The organism is Streptomyces winkii, from assembly GCF_032248595.1.
In the GTDB taxonomy this organism is placed as follows: domain Bacteria; phylum Actinomycetota; class Actinomycetes; order Streptomycetales; family Streptomycetaceae; genus Streptomyces; species Streptomyces winkii.
Genome location: NZ_JASTTH010000004.1, coordinates 247,785 through 268,514 on the forward strand (window position 1 = coordinate 247,785; position 20,730 = coordinate 268,514).

The 20,730-nt window shown below is 71.9% G+C and carries 15 protein-coding genes and 1 pseudogene; 3 read left to right on the plus strand and 13 right to left on the minus strand.

The window, feature by feature from the left end:
* Nucleotides 1–23: 23 nt before the first annotated feature.
* From QQM67_RS13275 to QQM67_RS13315, 9 genes and pseudogenes are all read right to left on the minus strand, one after another.
* Entirely contained in the window at nt 24–995 is a 972-nt protein-coding gene (locus QQM67_RS13275; protein WP_314173983.1) for a hypothetical protein, read from the minus strand.
* Nucleotides 992–2,246: pseudogene (locus tag QQM67_RS13280) on the minus strand (glycosyltransferase family 4 protein). Before QQM67_RS13280 ends, QQM67_RS13275 begins: the two are co-directional and overlap by 4 nt.
* A 378-nt stretch (nt 2,247–2,624) precedes the next feature.
* Nucleotides 2,625–4,481, minus strand: coding sequence for a phospholipase C (locus QQM67_RS13285; protein ID WP_314173984.1), 1,857 nt, complete (start codon nt 4,479–4,481; stop codon nt 2,625–2,627).
* Between the two features lie 224 nt (nt 4,482–4,705).
* Nucleotides 4,706–5,989 carry an iron uptake transporter deferrochelatase/peroxidase subunit gene (efeB, locus tag QQM67_RS13290; RefSeq protein ID WP_314173986.1) on the minus strand — a complete coding sequence of 428 codons (1,284 nt, stop codon included), beginning with the start codon at nt 5,987–5,989 and terminating at the stop codon, nt 4,706–4,708.
* Entirely contained in the window at nt 5,986–7,200 is a 1,215-nt protein-coding gene (locus QQM67_RS13295) for an EfeM/EfeO family lipoprotein (RefSeq protein WP_399066500.1), read from the minus strand. The genes efeB and QQM67_RS13295 overlap by 4 nt, the downstream gene beginning before the upstream one ends.
* Nucleotides 7,201–7,356: 156 nt before the next feature.
* Nucleotides 7,357–8,181 carry an enoyl-CoA hydratase-related protein gene (locus tag QQM67_RS13300; RefSeq protein WP_399066502.1) on the minus strand — a complete coding sequence of 275 codons (825 nt, stop codon included), beginning with the start codon at nt 8,179–8,181 and terminating at the stop codon, nt 7,357–7,359.
* Entirely contained in the window at nt 8,169–10,487 is a 2,319-nt protein-coding gene (locus QQM67_RS13305) for an acetate--CoA ligase family protein (protein WP_314173987.1), read from the minus strand. The genes QQM67_RS13300 and QQM67_RS13305 overlap by 13 nt, the downstream gene beginning before the upstream one ends.
* Nucleotides 10,487–11,707 (minus strand): acyl-CoA dehydrogenase family protein, encoded by a 1,221-nt coding sequence (locus QQM67_RS13310; protein WP_314173988.1) that lies wholly within the window; start codon nt 11,705–11,707, stop codon nt 10,487–10,489. The genes QQM67_RS13305 and QQM67_RS13310 overlap by 1 nt, the downstream gene beginning before the upstream one ends.
* Nucleotides 11,708–11,773: 66 nt before the next feature.
* A complete protein-coding gene (locus QQM67_RS13315; protein WP_314173989.1) occupies nt 11,774–12,379 on the minus strand; it encodes a thioesterase family protein in 606 nt (201 codons plus the stop codon).
* A 182-nt stretch (nt 12,380–12,561) separates the two neighbouring features.
* Here QQM67_RS13315 and QQM67_RS13320 point away from each other — a divergent pair, with 182 nt between their 5' ends.
* Both QQM67_RS13320 and QQM67_RS13325 read left to right on the plus strand, forming a co-directional pair.
* Nucleotides 12,562–13,371: an IclR family transcriptional regulator gene (locus QQM67_RS13320; protein ID WP_314173990.1), complete on the plus strand. Its 810-nt coding sequence runs from the start codon at nt 12,562–12,564 to the stop codon at nt 13,369–13,371.
* Between the two features lie 255 nt (nt 13,372–13,626).
* Nucleotides 13,627–14,082: a helix-turn-helix domain-containing protein gene (locus QQM67_RS13325; protein ID WP_314173991.1), complete on the plus strand. Its 456-nt coding sequence runs from the start codon at nt 13,627–13,629 to the stop codon at nt 14,080–14,082.
* A 104-nt stretch (nt 14,083–14,186) separates the two neighbouring features.
* Here QQM67_RS13325 and QQM67_RS13330 read toward each other — a convergent pair whose 3' ends face one another.
* The 4 genes from QQM67_RS13330 to QQM67_RS13345 all read right to left on the minus strand — a co-directional run bounded on the left by QQM67_RS13330 (nt 14,187) and on the right by QQM67_RS13345 (nt 18,166).
* Nucleotides 14,187–15,179, minus strand: a complete 993-nt coding sequence (locus QQM67_RS13330) for an aldo/keto reductase (RefSeq protein WP_314173993.1) — start codon at nt 15,177–15,179, stop codon at nt 14,187–14,189.
* Complete coding sequence (locus QQM67_RS13335) at nt 15,157–16,389, minus strand: MAB_1171c family putative transporter (RefSeq protein ID WP_314173994.1); 1,233 nt, start codon at nt 16,387–16,389, stop codon at nt 15,157–15,159. The genes QQM67_RS13330 and QQM67_RS13335 overlap by 23 nt, the downstream gene beginning before the upstream one ends.
* Nucleotides 16,386–16,865 (minus strand): ImmA/IrrE family metallo-endopeptidase, encoded by a 480-nt coding sequence (locus tag QQM67_RS13340; RefSeq protein WP_314173995.1) that lies wholly within the window; start codon nt 16,863–16,865, stop codon nt 16,386–16,388. The genes QQM67_RS13335 and QQM67_RS13340 overlap by 4 nt, the downstream gene beginning before the upstream one ends.
* A gap of 353 nt (nt 16,866–17,218) precedes the next feature.
* On the minus strand, nt 17,219–18,166 hold the full coding sequence (locus QQM67_RS13345) for a cellulose binding domain-containing protein (RefSeq protein WP_314173996.1): 948 nt from the start codon (nt 18,164–18,166) through the stop codon (nt 17,219–17,221).
* Nucleotides 18,167–18,557: 391 nt separating this feature from the next.
* Here QQM67_RS13345 and QQM67_RS13350 point away from each other — a divergent pair, with 391 nt between their 5' ends.
* Nucleotides 18,558–20,714 (plus strand): beta-glucosidase family protein, encoded by a 2,157-nt coding sequence (locus tag QQM67_RS13350; protein ID WP_314173997.1) that lies wholly within the window; start codon nt 18,558–18,560, stop codon nt 20,712–20,714.
* Nucleotides 20,715–20,730: the final 16 nt, after the last annotated feature.

The following is a 20,730-nucleotide window of genomic DNA, read 5'->3' on the forward strand; positions in this document are numbered from 1 at the left end:
CGCCGCGGCTCCCCCGCCGCCGGTCACCCCGGCTCCGTGCAACTCACCCGCACCGAGAGGTCGTTGTCGAGCGTGTAGTACGGCCGGACGGAGCGCGCCGCGCCGTCCCGGCCCGTCACGCGCTGCGGCGGATAGCTGAAGATCTGCTTCTTGTCCGGGACGTCGTCCAGTATCCGCGCGAGCCGGACCGGCTCCTCCCCCGCACGCGGGCGCAGCCACAGGTCCCACGCCTGCTCCCCCGGCGGCAGGGCGTCCAGGGGCAGCCACACCGTGAAGCCGTGCGCCCGCTCAGGCACGGCGGTACCGGGGGCACGGTCGCCGCCGTACCCGTACACAGCCCCACCGTCCGGGAACACCGGCACCGTCACGGGCGCCTCGGCCGTGTGGCGCGGATGCACCTCCAGGCACGCGGTGGCCGAGAGCCGCGCTCCGTAGAGCGTGCCCCGCAGGTGCATGGCACCCTCCGCGACGTGCAGCGGCCCCGCCTCGGCGTGGGGCCGGCGCAGCCATGAACGGACCGTGAGATTGCCGTACTTGGTGGCGTACGGAATGCGCACGCCCACCCATGCGAGCGCGTCGGACGGCACCCGGTCGACCAGCGAGCGCAGATCGTGCACGCCGGGCAGCAGCCGCCGCGGCTCCTCGCCGTCGAGCGCAAGACAGGCGTCCCAGCGGCCCTCCGGCAGCCACAGCGAGCCGGGCAGCTCGGCACGCAGCACGCCGTCGGACGCGGTGGCGTCGAGGGGCAACCGCACGGTGTCCTCCGGGCGTTCGCCGCCCCGCAGACGCAGCAGCATGGCCGCCTCGCGCGGCGGCTCCGGCACCCCGGATTCCGGCACACGGTCCGTGAGCCGCACGTCGAAGGTGAGCCCTCCGGCTCTGTCGGCCGTGCAGTCGGCGCGCGGGCCGTCGGTCCCGTGGCCCGATCGGGGCCCGCGACTCTTCGAGACCGCCACGGCGCCGGGCCGTGACGATCCGGCGGCGTGCCCGGTCATGCGCGTGCTCCCCGGAGGGCGTAGCCCAGCCCGAGCCGCACGGCCTCCTTGGCCGCGTACGCACCGCCGAGGAGGGTGCCACGCGCCCGGTGGAGCGTGCCGCCGCCGCGGTTCGCCAGCGAGGACAGCAAGTCCTCGTAGCGAGCGGCCACTTGGGCGGGGTCGAACCGTGCCGACGCGGTGAGCGCGGCCCTTCCCATCCGCAGTCGCAGCTCCTCGTCGTCGATGAGGCGGAGCAGCGCACCGGAGATCGCCCTCACGTCGCCCGTGGGGACGAGGAGTCCGTCGACGCCGTCGCGGATGATCTCGCCCGGCCCGTGCGGGCAGTCCGTGGACACCACCGGGAGCCCGCAGCGCATCGCCTCGACGATGGTCATGCCGAAGGACTCCAGGCTGGAGGTGACGGCGCAGATCGCCCCCTTGGCCCACTCGGCCTCGATGGGGTGCGCGGGGCCCATCAGGAACACGTGGTTGTACAGGCCGAGTTCGTCGATGAGCGCCCGCAGCTTGTCGCGCTCGCGGCCGTGTCCGTAGATGCGCAGGCCCCAGTCCGGGCGCTCGGCGACGGCCTCGCCGAAGGCCCGTATCAGCACGTCGTAACGCTTCGCGGGGGCCAGCCGGCCCGCGGCGACGACCCACTTCCCGCTGCCGTCCGCGGGCCTGAGACCCGGCTCGGGCACGCTGTTGGGCAGCGCCTGTACGCGCACACCCGGCAGCCGCATGACCCTCCGGTAGTCGCGGGCGTCGGCCTCGGTGACCGTGGTGACCGCGTCGAGCCTCGGATAGGCGCGGCGCAGCATCAGCTTCAGCCGCGGGGAGTGCGTCGCGAGCGTGAGGTGCTCCTGCCCGAGTCGCGCGGGACCGCGCCGCGTCTGCCGGGCGATGTGCACGTTGAGCCCGGGCCGTGTGCCGACGACGACATCGGCTTCCGTGCTCTCCAGGTGCTCGCCGATGCGGCGGTCCGTCAGCGCGCTGTACTGGCGGTACTGGCCGTCCGCGACGGGGAAGACCCGTGCGGGAATCGCGTGTTCGGGATCGCCGCCGTCATAGCCGGGGCTGTGCCGCCGCATGTCGACGAGCGCCCTCAGCCGTACGTCCGGACCGGGGTCGAAGAACGGCCTGTCCCGGTACCGGAAGACCGAGACGACCTCCACGTCGTGCTGCTCGGCGAGCGTCCGCGCCAGATTGAACGTGGTGCGGATCGTTCCCCCCCATGCCGTATGCGCTGTTGATGAGAAACGAGATGTGCATTTCCCCATGTCCCCCTGGTCTTGGTCGTGTTCAGTCCCCAACTGAACGTCTTTCATCAGCAGGACAAGGCCCCGCCCACGGCAGTTGCGGCGCAATCGCCGTTATCAAGGGCTTGTTCCGGAAGAGTTCAGATACTGTGCTGCGCGGCGGGAACCGAATCGCCCGCCGGAATCGTTCCGCGCGGCTCGCGGAACCGCGCCGTCGTCATCGACGGCCCACTCACTCCTCGATCGCCGTTCCGGTTCTCCGCGCCGCACGCGGCGCGTGCGGCGCACGAGCGCGCCTGCCGAACAGGATCGGTGCGGGACAAGAGCGGAAGCATGAGTATGCGGCGCTCAATTCCGCCGATACGTCCCCATCAGGAGACGGCAGACCGCCTCAGCGCCGGTGGGCGTTCGCCGCCGCGCGGCGGCGGTGGACGATCAGCGCCGCACCGGCGCCGCCGAGCACGAGGACGCCGGCGCCGATGCCCAAGGCGGCGCCGGGCGCCGGGGATTCATGCTCGGCCATGTCCTGCCGTACCCCGGTCTGCCCCTGGATCCTCGTCTTGACGGGCTCGACGTCCGGGATGCCGCCCACGGACTCGACCGAGCCGTCCTCCTTCAGCAGCACCTGCTTGCCGTTGGGGTGCCGGAAGTCGAACATGCCGGTGAGCGAGTTGGCCCGCGTGTCGAAGGAGTGGTCGCCGATGGCGGACGTGTGCCAGTTCTCCTCGATGAACTTCGTGACGGAGGTCTGCTCGGTCTGCGTGTGGTCGATGTCGTTGACCTTGCTGTACGGCGAGATCACCATCAGCGGCTGCCGCGCTCCCGGGCCGCAGCGGTCCTGGTAACCGCCCGCGGCCTTCGGCCCCTTCCGGCAGGCCGGCGAGTCCACGGGCTTGCCGTCAGTGTCCTTGCTCGTGTCCTTCGAACCGTTCTGCGGCTTGGCGTAGACGTGGTCGTACCAGCCGTCGGAGTCGTCGTAGGCGAGGACGATCGCGGTGTCCTTCCACTGCGGCGCCCGCTGGATCTTGTTGATCTGCTCGATCAGGAAGTGCTGTTCGTCGGTCGGGTCGGAGTAGCCGGCGTGCCCGTCCTGGTACGCGGGGGCCTTCAGGAAGCTGACCGCCGGAAGCCTCGCGGACTTCAGCGCGGCGTCGAAGTCCGTCACGTCGTAGTTGTGGTTCGCCCTGCCGTCGTGCCCGATCTCGGAGACGGACCTCGGGGGGATGTGGTGCGGGTTGGACGTCGACTCGTAATACGCGAACGGGTTGTGGTGCGGGCTGTAGTCCACGACCTCCTCGCCGCCGGCGTTCTTGTGCTTGACGTCGCCGCACTCAGCGTGATGCGACTCCTTCCCGTCCCAGGCCTTGCCGGGGCGGAAGCCGCCCTGGAACCAACCCCAGCTCACATGCTTCTCGTTGAGCCGGTCGCCGATGTTCTTGCCGCTCATCTTCGCGAAGGAGTCGTCCTTGGTGTGGTCCTCGCCCGAGCAGTCGTCGTACGCCGGATCGGGGTCGTTGATGATCGTGCCGACGCCCTTGCGGTCGGGCGAGGAGACCGCCGCCGGATCGGGCTCGGCGGTCTGCTCCGGGTGTTCCGTGGACGAGTCGGGGTCGGTGGAGACCACGCCGTGCGTCTGGCCTGACACCAGCTCCAGCGCCCCGGGGGTCGAGGGCCCGTACGCGGAGCCGAACGAGCGGTCGCTGAGCGAATAGTGCTGGGCGTAGTTCCACATGGCGGTGACGGTGTTGCCGTCGTAGTAGTCCATGCCGAGGCCCGGCTCGCCGTAGAGGTCGCCCGAGCACTTGCCGGAGTCGGTGTTCTCCACGAACTTGTCGGCCTTGCCGCCGTTGTAGGCGTACTGCTCGGGCCCGTACGAGTGGTTCTGGTCGCAGGTGACCGCCTGCTCGGGGGTGAGGCGCTTGGGCAGGTACTGGTTCGGGTTCTTCTTCAGCAGCCCTGCGGTGCGCAGATTGTCGATGTCCTTCGGGGTGTGCCGGGACGGAGTGAACTTCGTGCCGTCCGTGTTCGCCGCCTTCGGGTAAGTCGCGAAGTAGTGGTCGAAGGAGATGTTCTCGTCGAAGACGACCACCAGGTGCTTGACCGGCGTCGCGGCCTCACGCTGGTGCGGGGTGGCGGGTGCCGACGCGGAGGCCGAGGAGGGCGCCGCCCCGCCGAGAACGGTCAGCGCGGCGGCGGCAGTCAGCATCCCCCAGCGACGTGCGCCCGTCCTCCTGGCTGCGCTTCCCATGCGTCTCCGCCCTCCCACTGCTGCCCGGATGAGTCCGTGCGGATACGGCTCGCGTCGTCCGTCCCCCGGCACGCACCTCACCATGCCGCGGCTGTTTCTCCATGGCACAGAAGTGAACCTCTGTTCACAGAGAGCATGCCAAGAATTGGGCTGCGTTTGGCAGTTGAGGCCGGCGTCGGCGGCCCTCCGGGCGGACGGTCAGAAGGCGGGCCGGCCGCGCGGCGTCAGCTGCCGGTGCCGTCGAGCAGGCCGCGCCCGAGCCAGTCCGAGCGGTCCCGTACGCCCGGGAGGGCGAAGAAGTAGCCGCCGCCGAACGGAGACACGTAGTCGACGAGCGGCTCGCCCTCCAGCCGCTTCTGCACGGTCTCGAACTGCCGCGCCAGATCCTGCTGGTAGCAGCCGAAGAGAAGCCCCATGTCGAGGTTGCCGTTCGTGTCCGTTCCCAGGTCGTAGTTGTACGAGCGGCGCAGCATCCGCTGCTCCGCCGTCCCGTGCGTGCGGGGATTGGCCCTGCGGATATGGCTGTCCAGCGGGATCACGTCGCCCTCGGGGTCCCGGGCGTAGCGCGGTTCGTCGCTCTCGCGGTCGCCGTCGAGCGGCGCGCCCGTCTCGCGGTTGCGGCCGAACATCCGCTCCTGCTCGGTGAGCGAGACCCGGTCCCAGAACTCCACCAGCATCCTGATCAGCCGCACGACTTGATAGCTCCCGCCGGCGGCCCACGCGGGCTCCCCGGAACCGCTCGCGACCCACACCAGCCGGCGCATGGCGCGTGCGTCGCGCGGGGACGGATTGGCGGTTCCGTCCTTGAATCCCAGGAGGTTGCGGGGCGCGCCGGACGGACGCGGCGGGTTGGAGAACCCGTCGACGCGCCAGCGGACCTGCATCCCGCCGCGGGTGTGCCGTGCGACGTCGCGCAGCGCGTGGAGCACCGTGTCCATGTCGTCGGCGCAGAACTGGAGGCTCAAGTCGCCGTGGCAGCGGTCCTCGTCGAGGTCGTCGTCCGGGAAGGGCTCCATGGTGCGCAGGTGCCGGGGCCTGCGTCCGGCCAGGCCGAAGCGGTCGTCGAAGAGCGACGCTCCCACGGCCGCCGTCACGCAGAGCCGCCCCGCGGGCGGCCGGGGGCCGAGGATCCCGGAGTCCGTGGGCGGGGCGGTGATCCCGGCCGGGGCCGGGGTGCCGCCCGCCGTCAGCAGCCGGGCCCGCTCGGTGACGGTGCGCAGCAGGTCGGCGAGTTCGGCCCGGTTCCCGGCGGTGACGTCGAAGGAGACGTACGCGGTGGTGCGTCTCGGCGGGGTGAGGATGGCCGCCTGATGCGGGCCGTGGAAGGGCACGCCGGTGTCGGCGTGGGCGTGGGCGCCTGAACCGGCGGCCGTCGAGGCGGAGTTCGGGGAGCCGCCCGCCGTGCTGTGGTCGGCCGCGACGAGGCCCGTGCCCGCCAGCGCCCCGCCGACTCCCACAGCGGCTCCGCGCAGGAAGCCGCGCCGGCGTACCTCGCTGTCGTCCGTCATCGGGTTCTCCGTACGTCGCAGAGCGCGGCGACATCCGCGAGCCGCTCCACCAGCTCGCTCGCGTCGGCGTTCACCTTCTCGCGCTCCCGGCGGCCGAGTCCGGCGAGGGGCGTCCAGTGCCCGTCGTGCTCGTGACGGTCCAGGCGGGCCTGCATGCCGTCGAGTTCGTCTTCGAGCCGCGCCATGTGCGGGTAGCGCGAGCTGAGCAGCGGGCGCAGCCGGGACAGGGCGGCACGCGTGCCGTCCAGGTTGGCCCGCGCCGTGGCGAGGTTGCTGCCGCTGCCGTAGTCGGTGCGGCCGGTCAGCTCGAACTGCACGGTGTTCTCCAGGATTTCGTGTGCGCGCAGGCCGAGATCCAGAGGGTCCATCCGCGCCTGGCTCCAGTCCTTGCGCAGTGTGCGTACGTCCTTGACCAGCCGGTCCGCGTACGGGCGGAGCGAGGACGCCGAGGCGCCGTGCCACAGCCCCTGCTCGATGCGGTGGAAGCCGGTGAAGTCCTCGTCGTGCGTGCCGCCGGGCAGGCCGGCCGTGGTGCCGTTGATCGCGGCGTCCGCGTCGCCGAACGTGCCGTACGCGGCGCCCATCCGCTCGTAGGTGAGGTGGGCGGGCAGCCATGCCGTGCGGGCCCGCGCCAGGTCGCCGTCGTCGATCGCGGAGCGCAGCTCTTCCGTGGCGTCGAGGAGCGGGCCCATCCGGCCGGAGACCCAGCGCTGGTAGCTCAACGTCGGGGGAATCAGGTCGTGTTGGTCGACGGGACGGGCCGCCGGACCGCCGGGCCCTCCGCTGCCGCCGCGCACCCGGACCGTGGGGCCGGCGGCGGGCGCACCGTCGTCGGGGTAGCAGGCGAAGGCATAGGCGCCCTTGCCGAGATCGGCCCGCAGCGTGCGGGTGGTGCCCGGCCCGACGCCCTCCACCTCGCCGTGCACGGCGCCGCGTGCGTCCCTCAGATACACCTCGGCTGCCCTGTCGGACCCGTTGTGCAGGTCGAAGACCTGGAGGCCGGTGCGGGAACCGCCCCAGCCGCGGCCGCACTTGCCGCTGGAGACCTCGACCCGCGCGTGCCGCAGGCCGTCGGCGGCCCCGGGCGCTCCGTGGTGAGGCCGCGCCTGTGGCCACCAGGACACCGACAGGACGGTGGCCGCCACGGCGGCCGCCCCTCCGGCGGCCGTGAGCACACGCCGCGAGAGGGAAAGGGTGCCGGGACGGGACACACGACCTCCTGACGATCACACCGCGCGGGGCAGCGCCGCCATGCTAGGACGTGTCCGTTCCCGGCATCCCCCGGCCACCGATGCGCACCTTCCGGCGCCGCGGCACACGCAACCTACGTGCGGCACCCACCGCAGGCACACCAGCGGGCTTGCCTGCTACGCACCGGTCCAACGCGGGACCCGCCTCTCCGCGAACGCGCGAGGACCCTCCCGGGCGTCCGCGGAGGCCAACATGGCGCGGTAACGCCACAGATCCGGGTCCCGCATCCTCGCGAACGCCTCCTCGATCCCCAACTGCTCGGTCGCGCACAGCACTTCCTTCAGGGCCGCCACAGCCAGCGGGGCGCACTCCCGGATGGAGTGCGCCAGCCTGAGCGCGCACTCCAGCGCGGTCTCCGGCGGCTCGGCGACGCGGTTCACCAGGCCCCACCGTGCGGCCTCCGCCGCGCCGAACCGCCGGCCCGTCAGCAGCAGTTCGGCCGCGACGGCGCGCGGCAGCCTGCGGGGCAGCCGCAGTACGCCGCCGGAGTCGGGGATCAGTCCAATCCTGACCTCCGGGAGGGCGAACTCCGCATGGGCGTCGGCCACCATCAGGTCGGCGGCCAGGGCGAGTTCGAAGCCGCCGCCCAGCGCGAGCCCGTTCACCGCGGCGATCACGGGCTTTTCCAGGCCGAACAGCTCCGTCAGCCCGGCGAATCCGCCCGGCCCGTGGTCGGCTTCGACGGCTTCGCCCTCCGCCGCCGCCTTCAGATCCCATCCCGCGGAGAAGAACCGCTCCCCCGCACCCGTGACCACGGCGGCCCGCAGCGTGCCGTCCCCGCGCAGCCGGTCGAAGGCCTCGTAGAGGGCACAACTCGTCGCGCAGTCGATGGCGTTGGCCTTGGGCCGGTCCAGCGTGATCACCAGTACGCCGTCGTCTACGTCCTGCCGTACGGGGTCCATGGCGTCGCCTCCGTCGTTCGGGGTGTTCACACCGGCCACGCCGATGGCCTCGTCTGAGGTGCTTGCGCTGCCTGCACTGTTCGGGCCGCCTGCGCGGGGCGCCTGACGAGTACGTCCGCGGCGACCGCCCCGCACCCCTCCGGCAGCACCAGGAGCGGGTTGACGTCCAGTTCGGTGACCTCGGGGTGGTCCCGTACGTAGTCGGTGACGGCCCGCACCGCCTCGACCGCGGCGCGTACGTCGCCGGCCGGGCGCCCTCGGAAGCCGCGCAGCAGCGGCCACGAGCGCAGCGAGGACAGCGCGGACTCGACCTCTTCGCCGGTGGCGGGCAGCAGCAGCGTGGCGGTGTCACGGACCAGCTCCACCAGTACGCCGCCCGCGCCCAGGGTCAGCGCATGCCCGAAGGCCGGGTCCCGGCGTACTCCCACGAGGAGTTCGGCGACGGCGTCCGGCACCATCCGCTCGATCAGGAAGCGGCCGGCGAGCCCCGCCATGGACGAGACGGCCTCCGACACCGCCTCCTCGCCGTCCAGCCCCAGCCGTACGCCGCCGACCTCGCTCTTGTGCGCCAGACCCGCCGCGACGGCCTTGACGGCCACGGGGAAGCCCAGTTCGCGAGCGGCTCTGACGGCCTCGCGGGGTGTCGCGGCGACGGCACCGCACGGAACGGGCAGGCCGTACGCGGCCAGCACCCGCTTGCCCTCGTACTCGTCCAGGAGTCCGGTGTCCCCCGGCTCCGCGCCCGCCTCCTCCCCTTGCCCGAGTCCGGCGACACTCGGCGCGCCGTTCGGCAGTGCGCCCACGGCAGACCCCTCGCCCTTCAACTCCCGCCCACGGAGGGCCTGCCGGGGCAGCGGACCGCTCGGCGGCACACCGGCCCCGGCCCGCTGGGCCGCGCCGATCCGGTGAGCCGCCGCGATGGCCCGTACGGCGTCCGCGAGCCCCTGGAGGGGAGCGATGCCCTCCGACAGCAGCCGCTGCGCGACCGGTTCGGGCAGCCCCTCCGGCAGCGAGCCGACGACGCACGCCGGGGCGCCGGTGCCGCGCTGCGCCGCCGCGAAGGCGTCCAGGGCCGTAGCCCACGTGCCGTCCTCGCACCGGTCGGCGCGCGGCATGTCCAGCAGCAGAAGGTTCATGTCACAGCCCGCTCCGAGGAGTGCGCTGAAGCAGTCGCGCAACGCGGCGAAGTCGCCCCAGATATAGGTGTGGTAGTCGAGGGGATTGCCCACGTGCACCCGCTCGCCCAGCACTTCGCGCAGCCGCGCAGCCGACCGGCCGGGCAGCGGCGGGAGTCGGACGCCGTGACGCTGGGCCGTGTCCGCCAGCAGGGCCGCCTCGCCGCCCGAGCAGCTCGCGGAGGTGATCCGGGCACCGCTCCCCTGCGCGGCCTCGTGGCCGGCGGTGTGCCCGGCCTCGTTACCGGCGGCGTGCCCAGCCGTGTCAGGACCGCCGTTCAGCGGTCCGTGTACGTGCAGCAGCTTCAGCGTCTCCACGAAGGTGCCGATCTCTTCCACCCGCGCGACGCCGGTGCGGCGGAACAAGGCGTCGCAGAGGACGTCCGAACCGGCCAAAGAGCTGGTGTGGCTCAGGGCGGTCCGCGCCCCCAGCTCCGAACCGCCCGTCTTCAGCACCACCACGGGAACTCCGCGCCGCAGCGCGGACAGCGCCACGCGGGCGAACTCGGCCGCGTCCGCGATCCCTTCCAGGTGCAGCCCGACGGCGGTGACCCGCGGATCCTCCAGCAGCGCCTCGACCAGCGCCGGCACTCCCGTGACCGCGCCGTTCCCCGCGGTGATCACATAGGCGAGGGGCAGGGCGCGGCGCTGCATGGTGAGGTTCTGCCCGATGTTGCCGCTCTGGGTGACGACGGCGACGCCGCTGTCCGTACGGGCGCCGCCGTGCTGGTCCGCCCAGAGTGCGGTGCCGTCAAGGTAGTTGAGGACGCCGAGGCAGTTGGGGCCGATCACCGGCATGTCTCCGGCAGCGGCGCGCAGCGCGTCCTCCAGCGCGGCACCGCGCGGCCCGTCCTCGGCGAAGCCGGACGCGTGGCAGACCGCTCCTCCGGCGCCGCGCCCGGCGAGTTCCGCGAGCACCTCGACCGTTGCCTCTCCCCGTACGGCGACGAACGCGGCGTCCGGTGCCTCGGGCAGGTCGGCCGTGCTGCGGTGGCAGGGCAGGCCCTCGATGCGCTCACGCCGCGGGTGTACGGGCCACAGCTCGCCCCGGTACCCGACGGCTCGGCTCTGGCGCACGGCCCCGGCCGCCGCCTCGCCCCCGTACAGGGCTATGTGACGGGGTGCCAGCAGGCGCTTCAGGCCGGGCGCCGGGGTGTGGGCGCGCGCCATCAGGCGCCCAGGGGCCGCAGCAGGGAGCGGGAGATGATGTGCCGCTGGATCTCGCTGGTCCCGTCCCAGATGCGCTCGACGCGGGCGTCGCGCCAGTAGCGTTCGACGGGCAGTTCGGCCATGAGCCCCATCCCGCCGAGGGTCTGGAGCGCCTGGTCCGTGATGCGGCCCAGGACCTCGGAGGCGTACAGCTTGGCCATCGCGGCGTCGCGGTCGGTCATGGTGCCCTGGTCCTGCTTCCAGGCGGCGCGCAGGGTCAGCAGTTCGGCGGCCTCCAGCTCGGTGGCCAGGTCGGCGAGCGGGAAGGCGACGCCCTGGAAGCGGCCGACGGGCTGCCCGAACTGCTCGCGCTCGGCGGCCCATTCGAGAGCCAGACCGAGGACGCGGCGGGCGCGGCCGACGCTGGTCGCGGCGACCTGGAGGCGGCTGGCGCCGAGCCACTCCTCCATCAGCGCGAAACCGCGGCCCTCCTCGCCGAGCCGCTGTGCCGCGGGGAGCCGGACGTCGGTGAAGGTCAGTTCGCACTGGTGGTATCCGCGGTGCGACACGCACCGCGGGCCGCGCCGCACCTGGACGCCGGGAGTGTCGAAGTCCACCAGGAAAGCGGTGATGAGGTTCTTGGAGCCGCGCGGTGTCTCCTCGGTGCCCGTGGCGGCGAAAACGATGGCGAAGTCGGCCATGTCGGCGTGCGAGATGAAGTGCTTGGTGCCGTTGAGTACGTAACCGGCCTCACCCGTCCCGCTGCTCCCGCGCTCCCCGCCCGAAGGGCCGCCGCTGCCGCTGCCGTCGGTGTCACGTACGGCCCGCGTGCGCATCGAGCGCACGTCGGAGCCGGCGCCCGGCTCGGTCATGGCGAGGCAGTCGTGCCGCTCGCCGCGCACGGCGGGGAGGAGGTAACGGTCGCGCTGCTCGCCCTCGCACGCTTCGAGGATGTTGCTGGGGCGGGCGACGAGCATCTGAAGTGCGTAGCTCGTCCTGCCCAGTTCGCGTTCGACGAGGGTCATGCTGACGGCGTCGAGTCCGCCGCCGCCTGTCTCCGCGGGCATGTTGGCCGCGTACAGCCCGGCCCCGATCGCCTTCTCGCGGATGCGGCGGGCGAGTTCGGGCGGTACGTCGTCCCGCTCCTCGACCTCGTCGGCGTGCGGCTCCAGTTCGGTCGTCACGAACCTGCGGACGGTCTCCACGATCATGCGCTGCTCGCCGGTGAGTTGGAACTCCATGGCTTCCTCTCCTCGCCCTTCTCGGCCGTTGCCCGCCGTTTCCTGACGTTTCCCCCGACCCCTTCCTCACCTGGTACGACGGCCCCGGCCGCCCGGTATGCCCATGGGCTTGCCGACCGCGTCCGGCACGGGCAGTACGTCGTGCGCGGCCTGGATCGCGCCGAGCCGGCGCAGCAGCTCGCCGGGGAGCGGGCACGCTCGCCCCTGCTCCATGTCGACGTGCAGCAGCATCTGTTCGGCGGTGGCCAGCAGGGTGCCGTCGGTGCCGTGCCGCATCTCGTGGAAGAGGTGCAGACGTTTGGCGTCGTGATCGAGCAGCCGCAGCGTGAGGTGCAGCGGCTCCCCCTCGGCGGCCTCGCGCTTGTTGTGCAGATGCGTCTCGACGGTGTAGAGCGAGCCGCCGCCCGCCCGGTACTCCTCGCCCACGCCGAGGTAGCGGAAGAAGGCGTCGGAGTCGTCGCCGAAGACGAGCAAGTAGCAGGACTCGCTCATGTGCCCGTTGTAGTCGGTCCATTCGGGACGTACGGACGTCCTGTGCAGCGCGAGCGGCGCCGGCACGGAAGCCGCGTCGTCCCAGCGCCGGTGGCCCGTCCCCTCGTACGGGGTGACGATGCGCTCCGCCTTCTCCGCCATCTGCCCCTGCCCGCCCGCAGACCGCTCGCCCGTCCTCACGCTTCACGGATCGCGGTCGATGCTCGCTCTGCTTCGCATATTGTGCGTCGTGCGTTCGTAATGTGCGACGCTACGGATGGACCTCCGGCCCGTCAAGGGCGGCGGCCGCCCGCACGAGCCCCCGCGAGGCGGACGGCTACGCTTCCGGGAACGGACGCGGAGAGAGAGCGGAGGAGGCGGACATGGACGCGGCGCACGCCCCGGCCGTCCCGGAGGAACAGGGCGGGACACGTCTGGGCGGAGGCCGGGTGCAGGCCCTGGACCGGGCCATCGCCCTGCTCAACGCCGTCTCTGCGAGCGCACCCGAAGGCCGCCCCGTCGCCGAACTCGCCGCCGAGTGCGGCCTGAACCGGGCCACGGCCTGGCGGCTTCTGGCCACCCTGGAACACCACGCGATGGTCGAGCGCGACCCGGCGGGCAACCGGTACACCATCGGTTCCGCCGTCAGCCGCCTGGCCTCGACCGCGGGCGTGGAGGGGCTGATCCGCCGCTCGCACGACGTACTGGAGCGGCTGTGCCGGGACACCGGGGAGACCGCCAACCTCGCCGTGGCCCGGCGGCTCGGACTCACCTACGTCGACGAGGTCGTCCCGCCCGCGGTGCTCACCGCCCGCTGGCTCGGCCGCCAGGTCCCGATCCACGCCACCTCCGCCGGCAAGGCGCTGCTGGCCTGGCAGGCACCCGGAGAGGTCGACCCCCTGCTCTCCGACCCGCTCGCCGCGTACACCACGACCACGCACACCGACCCGCAGGTGCTCCACGCCGAACTCGCCAAGATCCGCGCCCAGGGCTTCAGCGTCAGCGTCGGCGAACTGGAGCCGCAGCTCTACGGGGTGGCCGCCCCCGTGCTCGACGCGAACGACCACCCCGTGGCCGTGGTCAGCGTCTGGGGTCCGCGGGACCGCGTCCCCGAATCGCGCTTCGCCGAGCTCGGCGCTCAGGCCGCCCAGGCGGCGCGGGAGATCCGCGGACGCCTCACACCGGGGGCGTGAGCACCCCGCAGGAGACGTCCGGGCACAGCTGAGGTGCCCGCCCCCTCCCCCGTGGGGGGCAGGCAGCTTCGTCCGCCGCGCACTCGCACTGCCTCACGTACGGCGGCGAGCCGAGCGGCTGCTCAGGTGGGCGAACGAATCAGCTGTGTTCATCTCAGCGAACACAGTCGAACCTAGACGCCCGCCTCGGACGGTGTCAACTACGATGTACAGCAGCCCGGATGGTGGTCATCTCAGCGAACGAAGGGGTCCTCTATGCCTTCACTGGCCGAGAAGATCGACAAGCTCTTCAGCACCATCAGGGCAGGTGGGCGCGAGTACACATACGAGGAGGTCGCGCGCGGCTGCGGTGAGCTGTCGGCGGGCACATTCTCCAAGACGTACATCTGGCAGTTGCGTACGGGGCAGCGCGACAACCCCACCAAGCGCCATCTCGAGGCCCTCGCGGCGTTCTTCCAGGTGCCCGTCGCCTACTTCTTCGACGACGACACCGCCGAGCGCATCGACAGCCAGATCGCCCTCGCCTCCGCCATGCGCAACGCGGAGGTGCGCGACATCGCGCTGCGCGCCATGCGCATGGACGACGCCGGTCGCGCGTCGCTGCTCCGCATCATCGCGGAGGTCAGCGCGCTCCAGTCCTCCGAACCGGAACGCGGCCGGCAGCACGGCGAGCCGGACTCCGACGAGACCGGGAAGAGCCGGAACGCGTGATGGGCTCAGCGTGACCGTTCTCCCGCGTAACCGCCTTTACGGCTCACCGACTTGGCGCGCGGAGCCTTCACGTACGCCTCATCCACGCGCACGCACCCGCGATCTCAGTGGCCGAGCCTGCTGAGCGCCTGATCGGGATAGCGTCCACCGGCCACGGCCCGGGCCGGCACCGTCTCGCGCAGGCGCAGCACCTGAGCCGGGCTGAGGTTCACGCCGGCCGCCTCGACGTTCTCCTCCAAGTACCGCACGCGCTTCGTCCCGGGGATGGGGACGATGTCCGTGCCCTGGGCGAGGAGCCAGGACAGGGCGGCCTGCGCGGGCGTGCAGCCGATCTGGGCGGCGACGCTCTTCACGGCCTCGACCAGCGCGAGGTTGCGGTCGATGTTCTCGGGGGAGAAACGCGGCCAGCGGCGCCGGTTGTCCTCCTCGGACAGGGCCTCGCGGGAGCGCAGCGCGCCGCCGAGCATGCCTCGTCCGAGCGGCGAGTAGGCCACCACGGAGACACCGAGCTCACGGCAGGTCGCGAGCATCTCCCCCTCCACGACGTCCCTGGTGAACAGCGAGTACTCGAGCTGGATCGCGGCGATGGGATGCACCGCGTGCGCCCGCCGCAGAGTGGACGGACTGACCTCGGACAGCCCGAGGAAGCGGACCTTGCCCGCGTCGACCAGTGCGGCCATGGCCCCCACCGTCTCCTCGACGGGCACGGCGGGATCACGGCGGTGCACGTAGTACAGATCGAGATGGTCGGTGCCGAGCCGGCGCAGCGAGGCGTCACAGGCGAGCGGGACGTACTCGGCCGAGGTGTCGACCTCGTCCACCCTGCCGCCGGCGCCGCGCTTGAGGCCGAACTTGCTGGCGAGGAAGACCGCGTCGCGGTCGCGGCCGCTCAGCCAGCGCCCGATCAACTCCTCGTTCGCGCCCACGCCGTAGACGTCGGCCGTGTCGAGGAGATTGACGCCCAGCTCGGCGGCACGGTCCAGCGTGCGCAGAGACTCCTTCTCGTCGGCGGCCCCGTAGGCGATCGACATGCCCATGCAGCCGAGACCGATCGCGGACACCTGTGCGGCCGGATCACCGAGCGGACGGAACTCCATTTCGCACCTCCCCTTGTTCACCTGGAGCGTCGGCGTACGCCTTCGCCATCTTGAGCAGCCAGCCGAGTTCGCCGGCGTAGTCACCACTGGCGTGGGACGGCGGATCTCCGCCGGACGGGCCGCCGGGCACCGACTGGTCCTCGGCCTTGGCTCTCAACGCGGCCTTCAGGCGGGCCGCTTCGACGGCCGCGTCGCGCGCGTCCCCCTCCAGGCCCGCCTCGTGCGCCTTCCGCGTCGCTTCGGCTGCCGCTTCCGCGTCCATGTACGGGCGCATCACGAGCAGCCCGTCACGGATCTCGATCACCCGGCGGTACAGCCGGTAGCGGAGGTCGCCGGGCCTGAACCGCTCGATGAACGAGGGCGCCGGCGGGTTGAGGGCGATCTCGGGGGTCGCCCGGTACAGAGCACTCCAGAGCGGATACAGCCGGTGATAGGCACGGTAGTTGGCGGCCCACACGCGGGCGGCCGACAGAGCCGGACCCCAGGACGGCATGGTGAACCCGGCGGCGACGAGAAGGATGCCGATGCCGTTCGAGAGCGGGGTGACGATCTCCCACTCCAGGGGGTTCAGCCCGAACTGCACGGCGACGACGGCCCAGGCGCGGTTGGCGCAGTAGGCGATGTAGATGATCGCGCCGACGGAGGTGGTCTTGAGGCCGCGCCGCAGCCACGGACGCCCGGCCGCCTTCGCGTACCGCCGCCCCAGGCGGAAGATCTCGGCCATTCCCGCGGCGAACGCCGTCACGTACAGCAGCAAGTACGCGGCGATCACGGGACGGTGGGCGTTCTCCAGCAGATAGTGCGCCGACCTGGCGCGGCCGCCGCCGCTCCCGGCCGTGTACCACAGGACGAGCATGGTCGCCGCGACGAGAGCGAAGACCGTGATGCGCCGGCGGACCTTCGGCCACGCCTGCTCGGCGGGGTAGACCCAGAAGACCAGAGCCGCGAGGAACGCCGCGCTCGATGTGACGCCGCCCGCCAGATGGATGCCGAGGGCTCCCAGATCGGGCACGCCCAGGTACTTGTCGACTCCCGCCGAGACCACCGGCGTCGACAGGGTGAACGAGACCCCTTTGAACAGGAACGCGACGAGCAGCGCGAGCAGTGCCGGGTCGCGCCGCCCCGGTCGCAGATCGCGGAGCTTGTAGAGGAAGGCCAGCGCGCAGATCCCGGCGCACAGCGGGAAGACGACGCTCTTCAGTTCGGTCACGGTGTCTCCGCTCCGGGAGCGGCCTCGGCGGCCTCGGAACCCTCAGTCTCAGGGGTGGCGCCGGGAGTGGCCTCGGTTGTGCGTCTCTCGCTCCCGTCCCGGTTTCCGGACGGCCGGTCTTCGGAACCCCGCCGCCGGAGCGAGCGTTCGATGCGCTCCACCGCGCCCGCGTCCTCGGACGGCACGGCCGAGATGGGCTCCAGTACGGGCCGGTTGATGCGCTCCAGGATGAGCGACGCGGTCACCTCCGCTTCCCGCTCCTGGACGGTCGAGTAGCTCGTGCGCCCGAGGATCTTCCGCAGGAGCCCGGGGTCGAGGTCGGGGAAGAGCAGCCGGGCGGTCTCGTTGTCGACGTCCGCTCCGGCGCCGCTGCGGTGGCCGCAGACCATATGGGCCAACTCGTGGGCGATGATGTGGTCCTGGTGCGGTTTGCTGGTGTCCGCCTCGTACACGATGAAGTCGACGCTCTGCGTCATGATCCACATGCCGCAGGGATGCGAGCCCGGCAGGCCGACCGGCAGCAGGTGGATCGGGCGCCCGCGTCTCTCGCTCAGCCGGCCGCACAGGACCGCGATGTCGCATGGATCCGGGAGATCCAGACTCGCGAAGACCTCTTCGCTTGAGCGGCGTATCCGTTTCAGTTCCCGACTCCGGTGCCACCACTCCAGTTGGCGCAACGCCCGCCCCCAGTTAGAACCGTTCATCTCCCCTCGGGCGGCAGATCCCCGCGGACTGCGGCCCGGTCAAGCACAGCAGACAGCTTCGCACCCCGGCCGGGCCGGTGTCTTCAGGGGGTCGGCCGCGCGGGGACGGTCAGGCTCCGGCGCCGTCAGAGGACCCGGCAGGTCAGACGCGGTGCGGGGGTCCCGCTGCCGGTGGCTTCGAGACCGAACGAGGCCTCACCCGTGGTGGCGATCTCCGCGTTCGTGTCGACGTTGCGGGCCGTGACGGTGTTCCCCGACTCCTGGAACTCCGCGTTCCAGTACTTGACTACCTTCTGGTCGCCGGGCCAGGTCCAGCTCACCTGCCAGCCGTTGATCCGCTGTCCCGAGCTGTTGGTGACCCTCACGGTCGCGCTGAAGTTCTCCCACTGGCTGTCGACCTGCCAACTGGCCTCGCAGCCGGGGCTTCCGGGCTGACCGCCACCGCCGGGCCCGCCGGGCGCGAGGTAACTCGGGTAGGACGGCGCGGGGCTGGTCGACGGTGCCTCGTCCGAGCCGCCCCCGGCCTCGTCCTCGTGCTTCCGGCCGTCGCCGGAGCCGGACGGCTTCGGGTGCTTCTTTTCGTCGCCGTCGCCGTCGCCGTCGCCGTCGCGGTCGGAGGGCGATCCGTCCGTGCCGCCGGCCGGCGGCGGCAGGGGCAGCCTGGCGTCCGGCACGGGGGCGTCGGCTCCGTCGTCGGCCGATCCGAAGGGCCAGGCACCGACCTGGTGGAGCACGACCCCGGTGAACAGCACCATCGCCGCGGCGACACCCACGACCAGGACGGTTACGGCGTGCCGGTGGCGCTGCTCGGCCGCGGCGTCCAACCAGCGCCGCAGCGGCGCGAATCGGGGCCGCGCCTCTCCGTCGCCGGCTCCGGAGCGGTCGTTCCCCGCCGCCGTACGGTCCAGGACCTCGCGCACCGACCCTGTCAGGACCGCGGGCGCCTCCACCATGTGCGCCGGAATGTCGGCGTACGGGCGCACGAGCGGGGGCTCGGACGTCCGGGGCGTCTGCTTCTCGTCGTCGGACTTCCCGGAACCGACGGCGGCGGATTCGGAGTCTTCCGTGCTCACGGGGCCTTCCTCCGATGACGTCCACAAGTACCGGCGAGGCCTGCCGCGTTGTCGCGAGGAGGCGCCTTCCAGGGGGGCAGCAGATTACTCCCGGAACCCCCGGGACTGGCTAGTTACCGATCAGTGTCCACGGCACCGAACTGGTATCTCCGCCCCGAACTCGCCCGGCATGAGCGATTGATGGCGTTTCTCCGGGTGGACGTTCGCGCCCCACGGGCGAATTCACGCCGAACTCCTCGCGCCCGGCTGAGCGCTGGCCGCACGCATCGCCGCGGACGGGACGCCGCCGCATTTCTCCAGCGGCACATGGGGATAACCACGGAGTGGCGTGGCACGTGCATGCCAATCGTCTGTGAGGCCGCTGGGGCGGCGGAAAGGACGTGCTGAGGTGATGGGATCTCCTCGGCCCCTGGCCAGAGTTGCGACGATCATGGTGTTCTGTGCCGCGCTGACCGCGCCGGGTCCCGGCGCGCTCCCCGAGGACGGCTCCCTGCCGGACTCCTTAGGAGGGCAGGCCCAGGCATACGCCGCCTCGGCGAGCGGGGAGCAGGACCGTCCGTGGACGGACAGATCGCTCAGCCCAGAGGACCGCGCCGATCTCCTGCTGCGGGCGATGACCCGCGACGAGAAAGCGCGCATGCTGCACGGCGCCCTCGGCTCCCCCGTGCCGACGACGGGCTACATCGCCCCGATACGGCGCCTCGGCGTGCCCGGCGTGACGATGACGGACGGCCCCGCGGGCGTACGCAACGGGCAGAAGGCCACCGAACTGCCCGCCCCCATCGCCCAGTCCGCGAGCTTCGACACCGACGTGGCGGAGGAGTACGGCCGGACGGTCGCACGGGAGGCACGCGCGCGAGGCCAGGCGCAGGTCTTCGGGCCCGGGACGAACATCCAGCGCGTTCCCGTCAACGGCCGCAACTTCGAGTACTACAGCGAGGATCCCTACCTCTCGGGCACCATCGCGGGCGCCGACACCACCGGCATCCAGTCGCAGGGCGTGATCGCCACCGTCAAGCACTACGCGGCCAACAACCAGGAGACGGACCGCATGACCGTCTCGGCCGACATCGACGAACGCACGCTGCACGAGATCTACGGCAAGCCCTTCGAACTGGCCGTGCGGCAGGGCCGTCCCGGCTCGGTGATGTGCTCGTACAACCGCGTCAACTCCGTCTACGCGTGCTCCAACGCGCACACCCTGCTCACGATGCTGCGTTCCCGCTTCGGCTTCGACGGCTACGTGGTCTCCGACTACCCCTCCACACACGGCACTTCCGACCTCGCGGCCGGACTCAACGTCGAACTGCCCCTGGGCGTCCACGTCAGCGCCCTGACCGTGCGCGCCGCGCAACTCCGGCGCGCCGTCACGCAGGAGGACATCGACCAGCGCGTACGGGAAGTGCTCACCGTCATGTTCCGGTTCGGCCTCTTCGAGCGGGACGCCACCGCGACGTCCCCGATCGACGAGGCGGCTGGGAATGCCGCGGCGCAGCGGGTCGCCGAGAAGGGCTCCGTCCTGCTCAAGAACGACGGCGCGGCACTGCCCCTGACGGACTCCGCGGACAGGATCGCCGTCATCGGCTCCGCGGCCGCCGACTCGGCGCAGGGCGGCGGCAGCAGCAAGGTCGACCCGCTCTCCGAGGACACGGCCCTCGACGCGATCAGGAAGCGCGCGGGCTCCTCGGCGCACGTCACCTACCACGACGGGCGCGATGTGCGGGCCGCGGTCAAGGCCGCGAAGTCGGCCGACGTGGCACTGGTCTTCGCGCACGACACGGAGGAAGAGGGAAGCGACCGCGCCGGCCTGTCGCTGCCCGGCAGCCAGGACGAACTCATCTCGAAGGTGGCCGCCGCCAACTCCCGGACGGCCGTGGTGCTCCAGACCGGCGGCCCCGTGCTGATGCCCTGGCTGCCGCGGGTCAAGAGCGTCCTGGAGACCTGGTATCCGGGCGCACGCGGGGGTGCCGCCACCGCGCGCCTGCTGTGGGGCGACGTGGACCCCTCGGGCAAGCTGCCCCAGACGTTCCCCGCCCGCGAGGACGAGGTCCCGGCGCACACCAGGAAGCAGTACCCGGGCGTCAACGGCACGGCGCACTACTCGGAGGGCGTCGACGTCGGCTACCGCTGGTACGACCAGACGGGCACGGAGCCCCTCTTCCCCTTCGGACACGGCCTGTCCTACAGCGACTTCGCCTACTCGGACCTGCGCCTGGAGGAGGACTCCGGCGGCCCGGGCGACCCGGTGACACTGTCGTTCACCGTCACCAACACCGGGAAGCGCGCGGGCTCCGAGGCACCGCAGGTGTACGTCGGCAAACCGGACACGGACGCGCACAGCCCGCCCCGGGAGCTGGGCGGCTACGGGAAGGTGAGCCTGGACCCCGGCGAGAGCAAGCACGTCCGGCTCTCCGTCGCTCCGCGCCAGCTGTCCTACTGGGACGCGGACAGCGACGGATTCCGGGTGCGGCAGGGCGAGTACGGCATCAGCGTCGGCTCGTCCTCGCGCAAGCTCCCGCTCAGCAGCGTCTACCGGGTCACGGAGTGAGAGCCCGTACGGACGG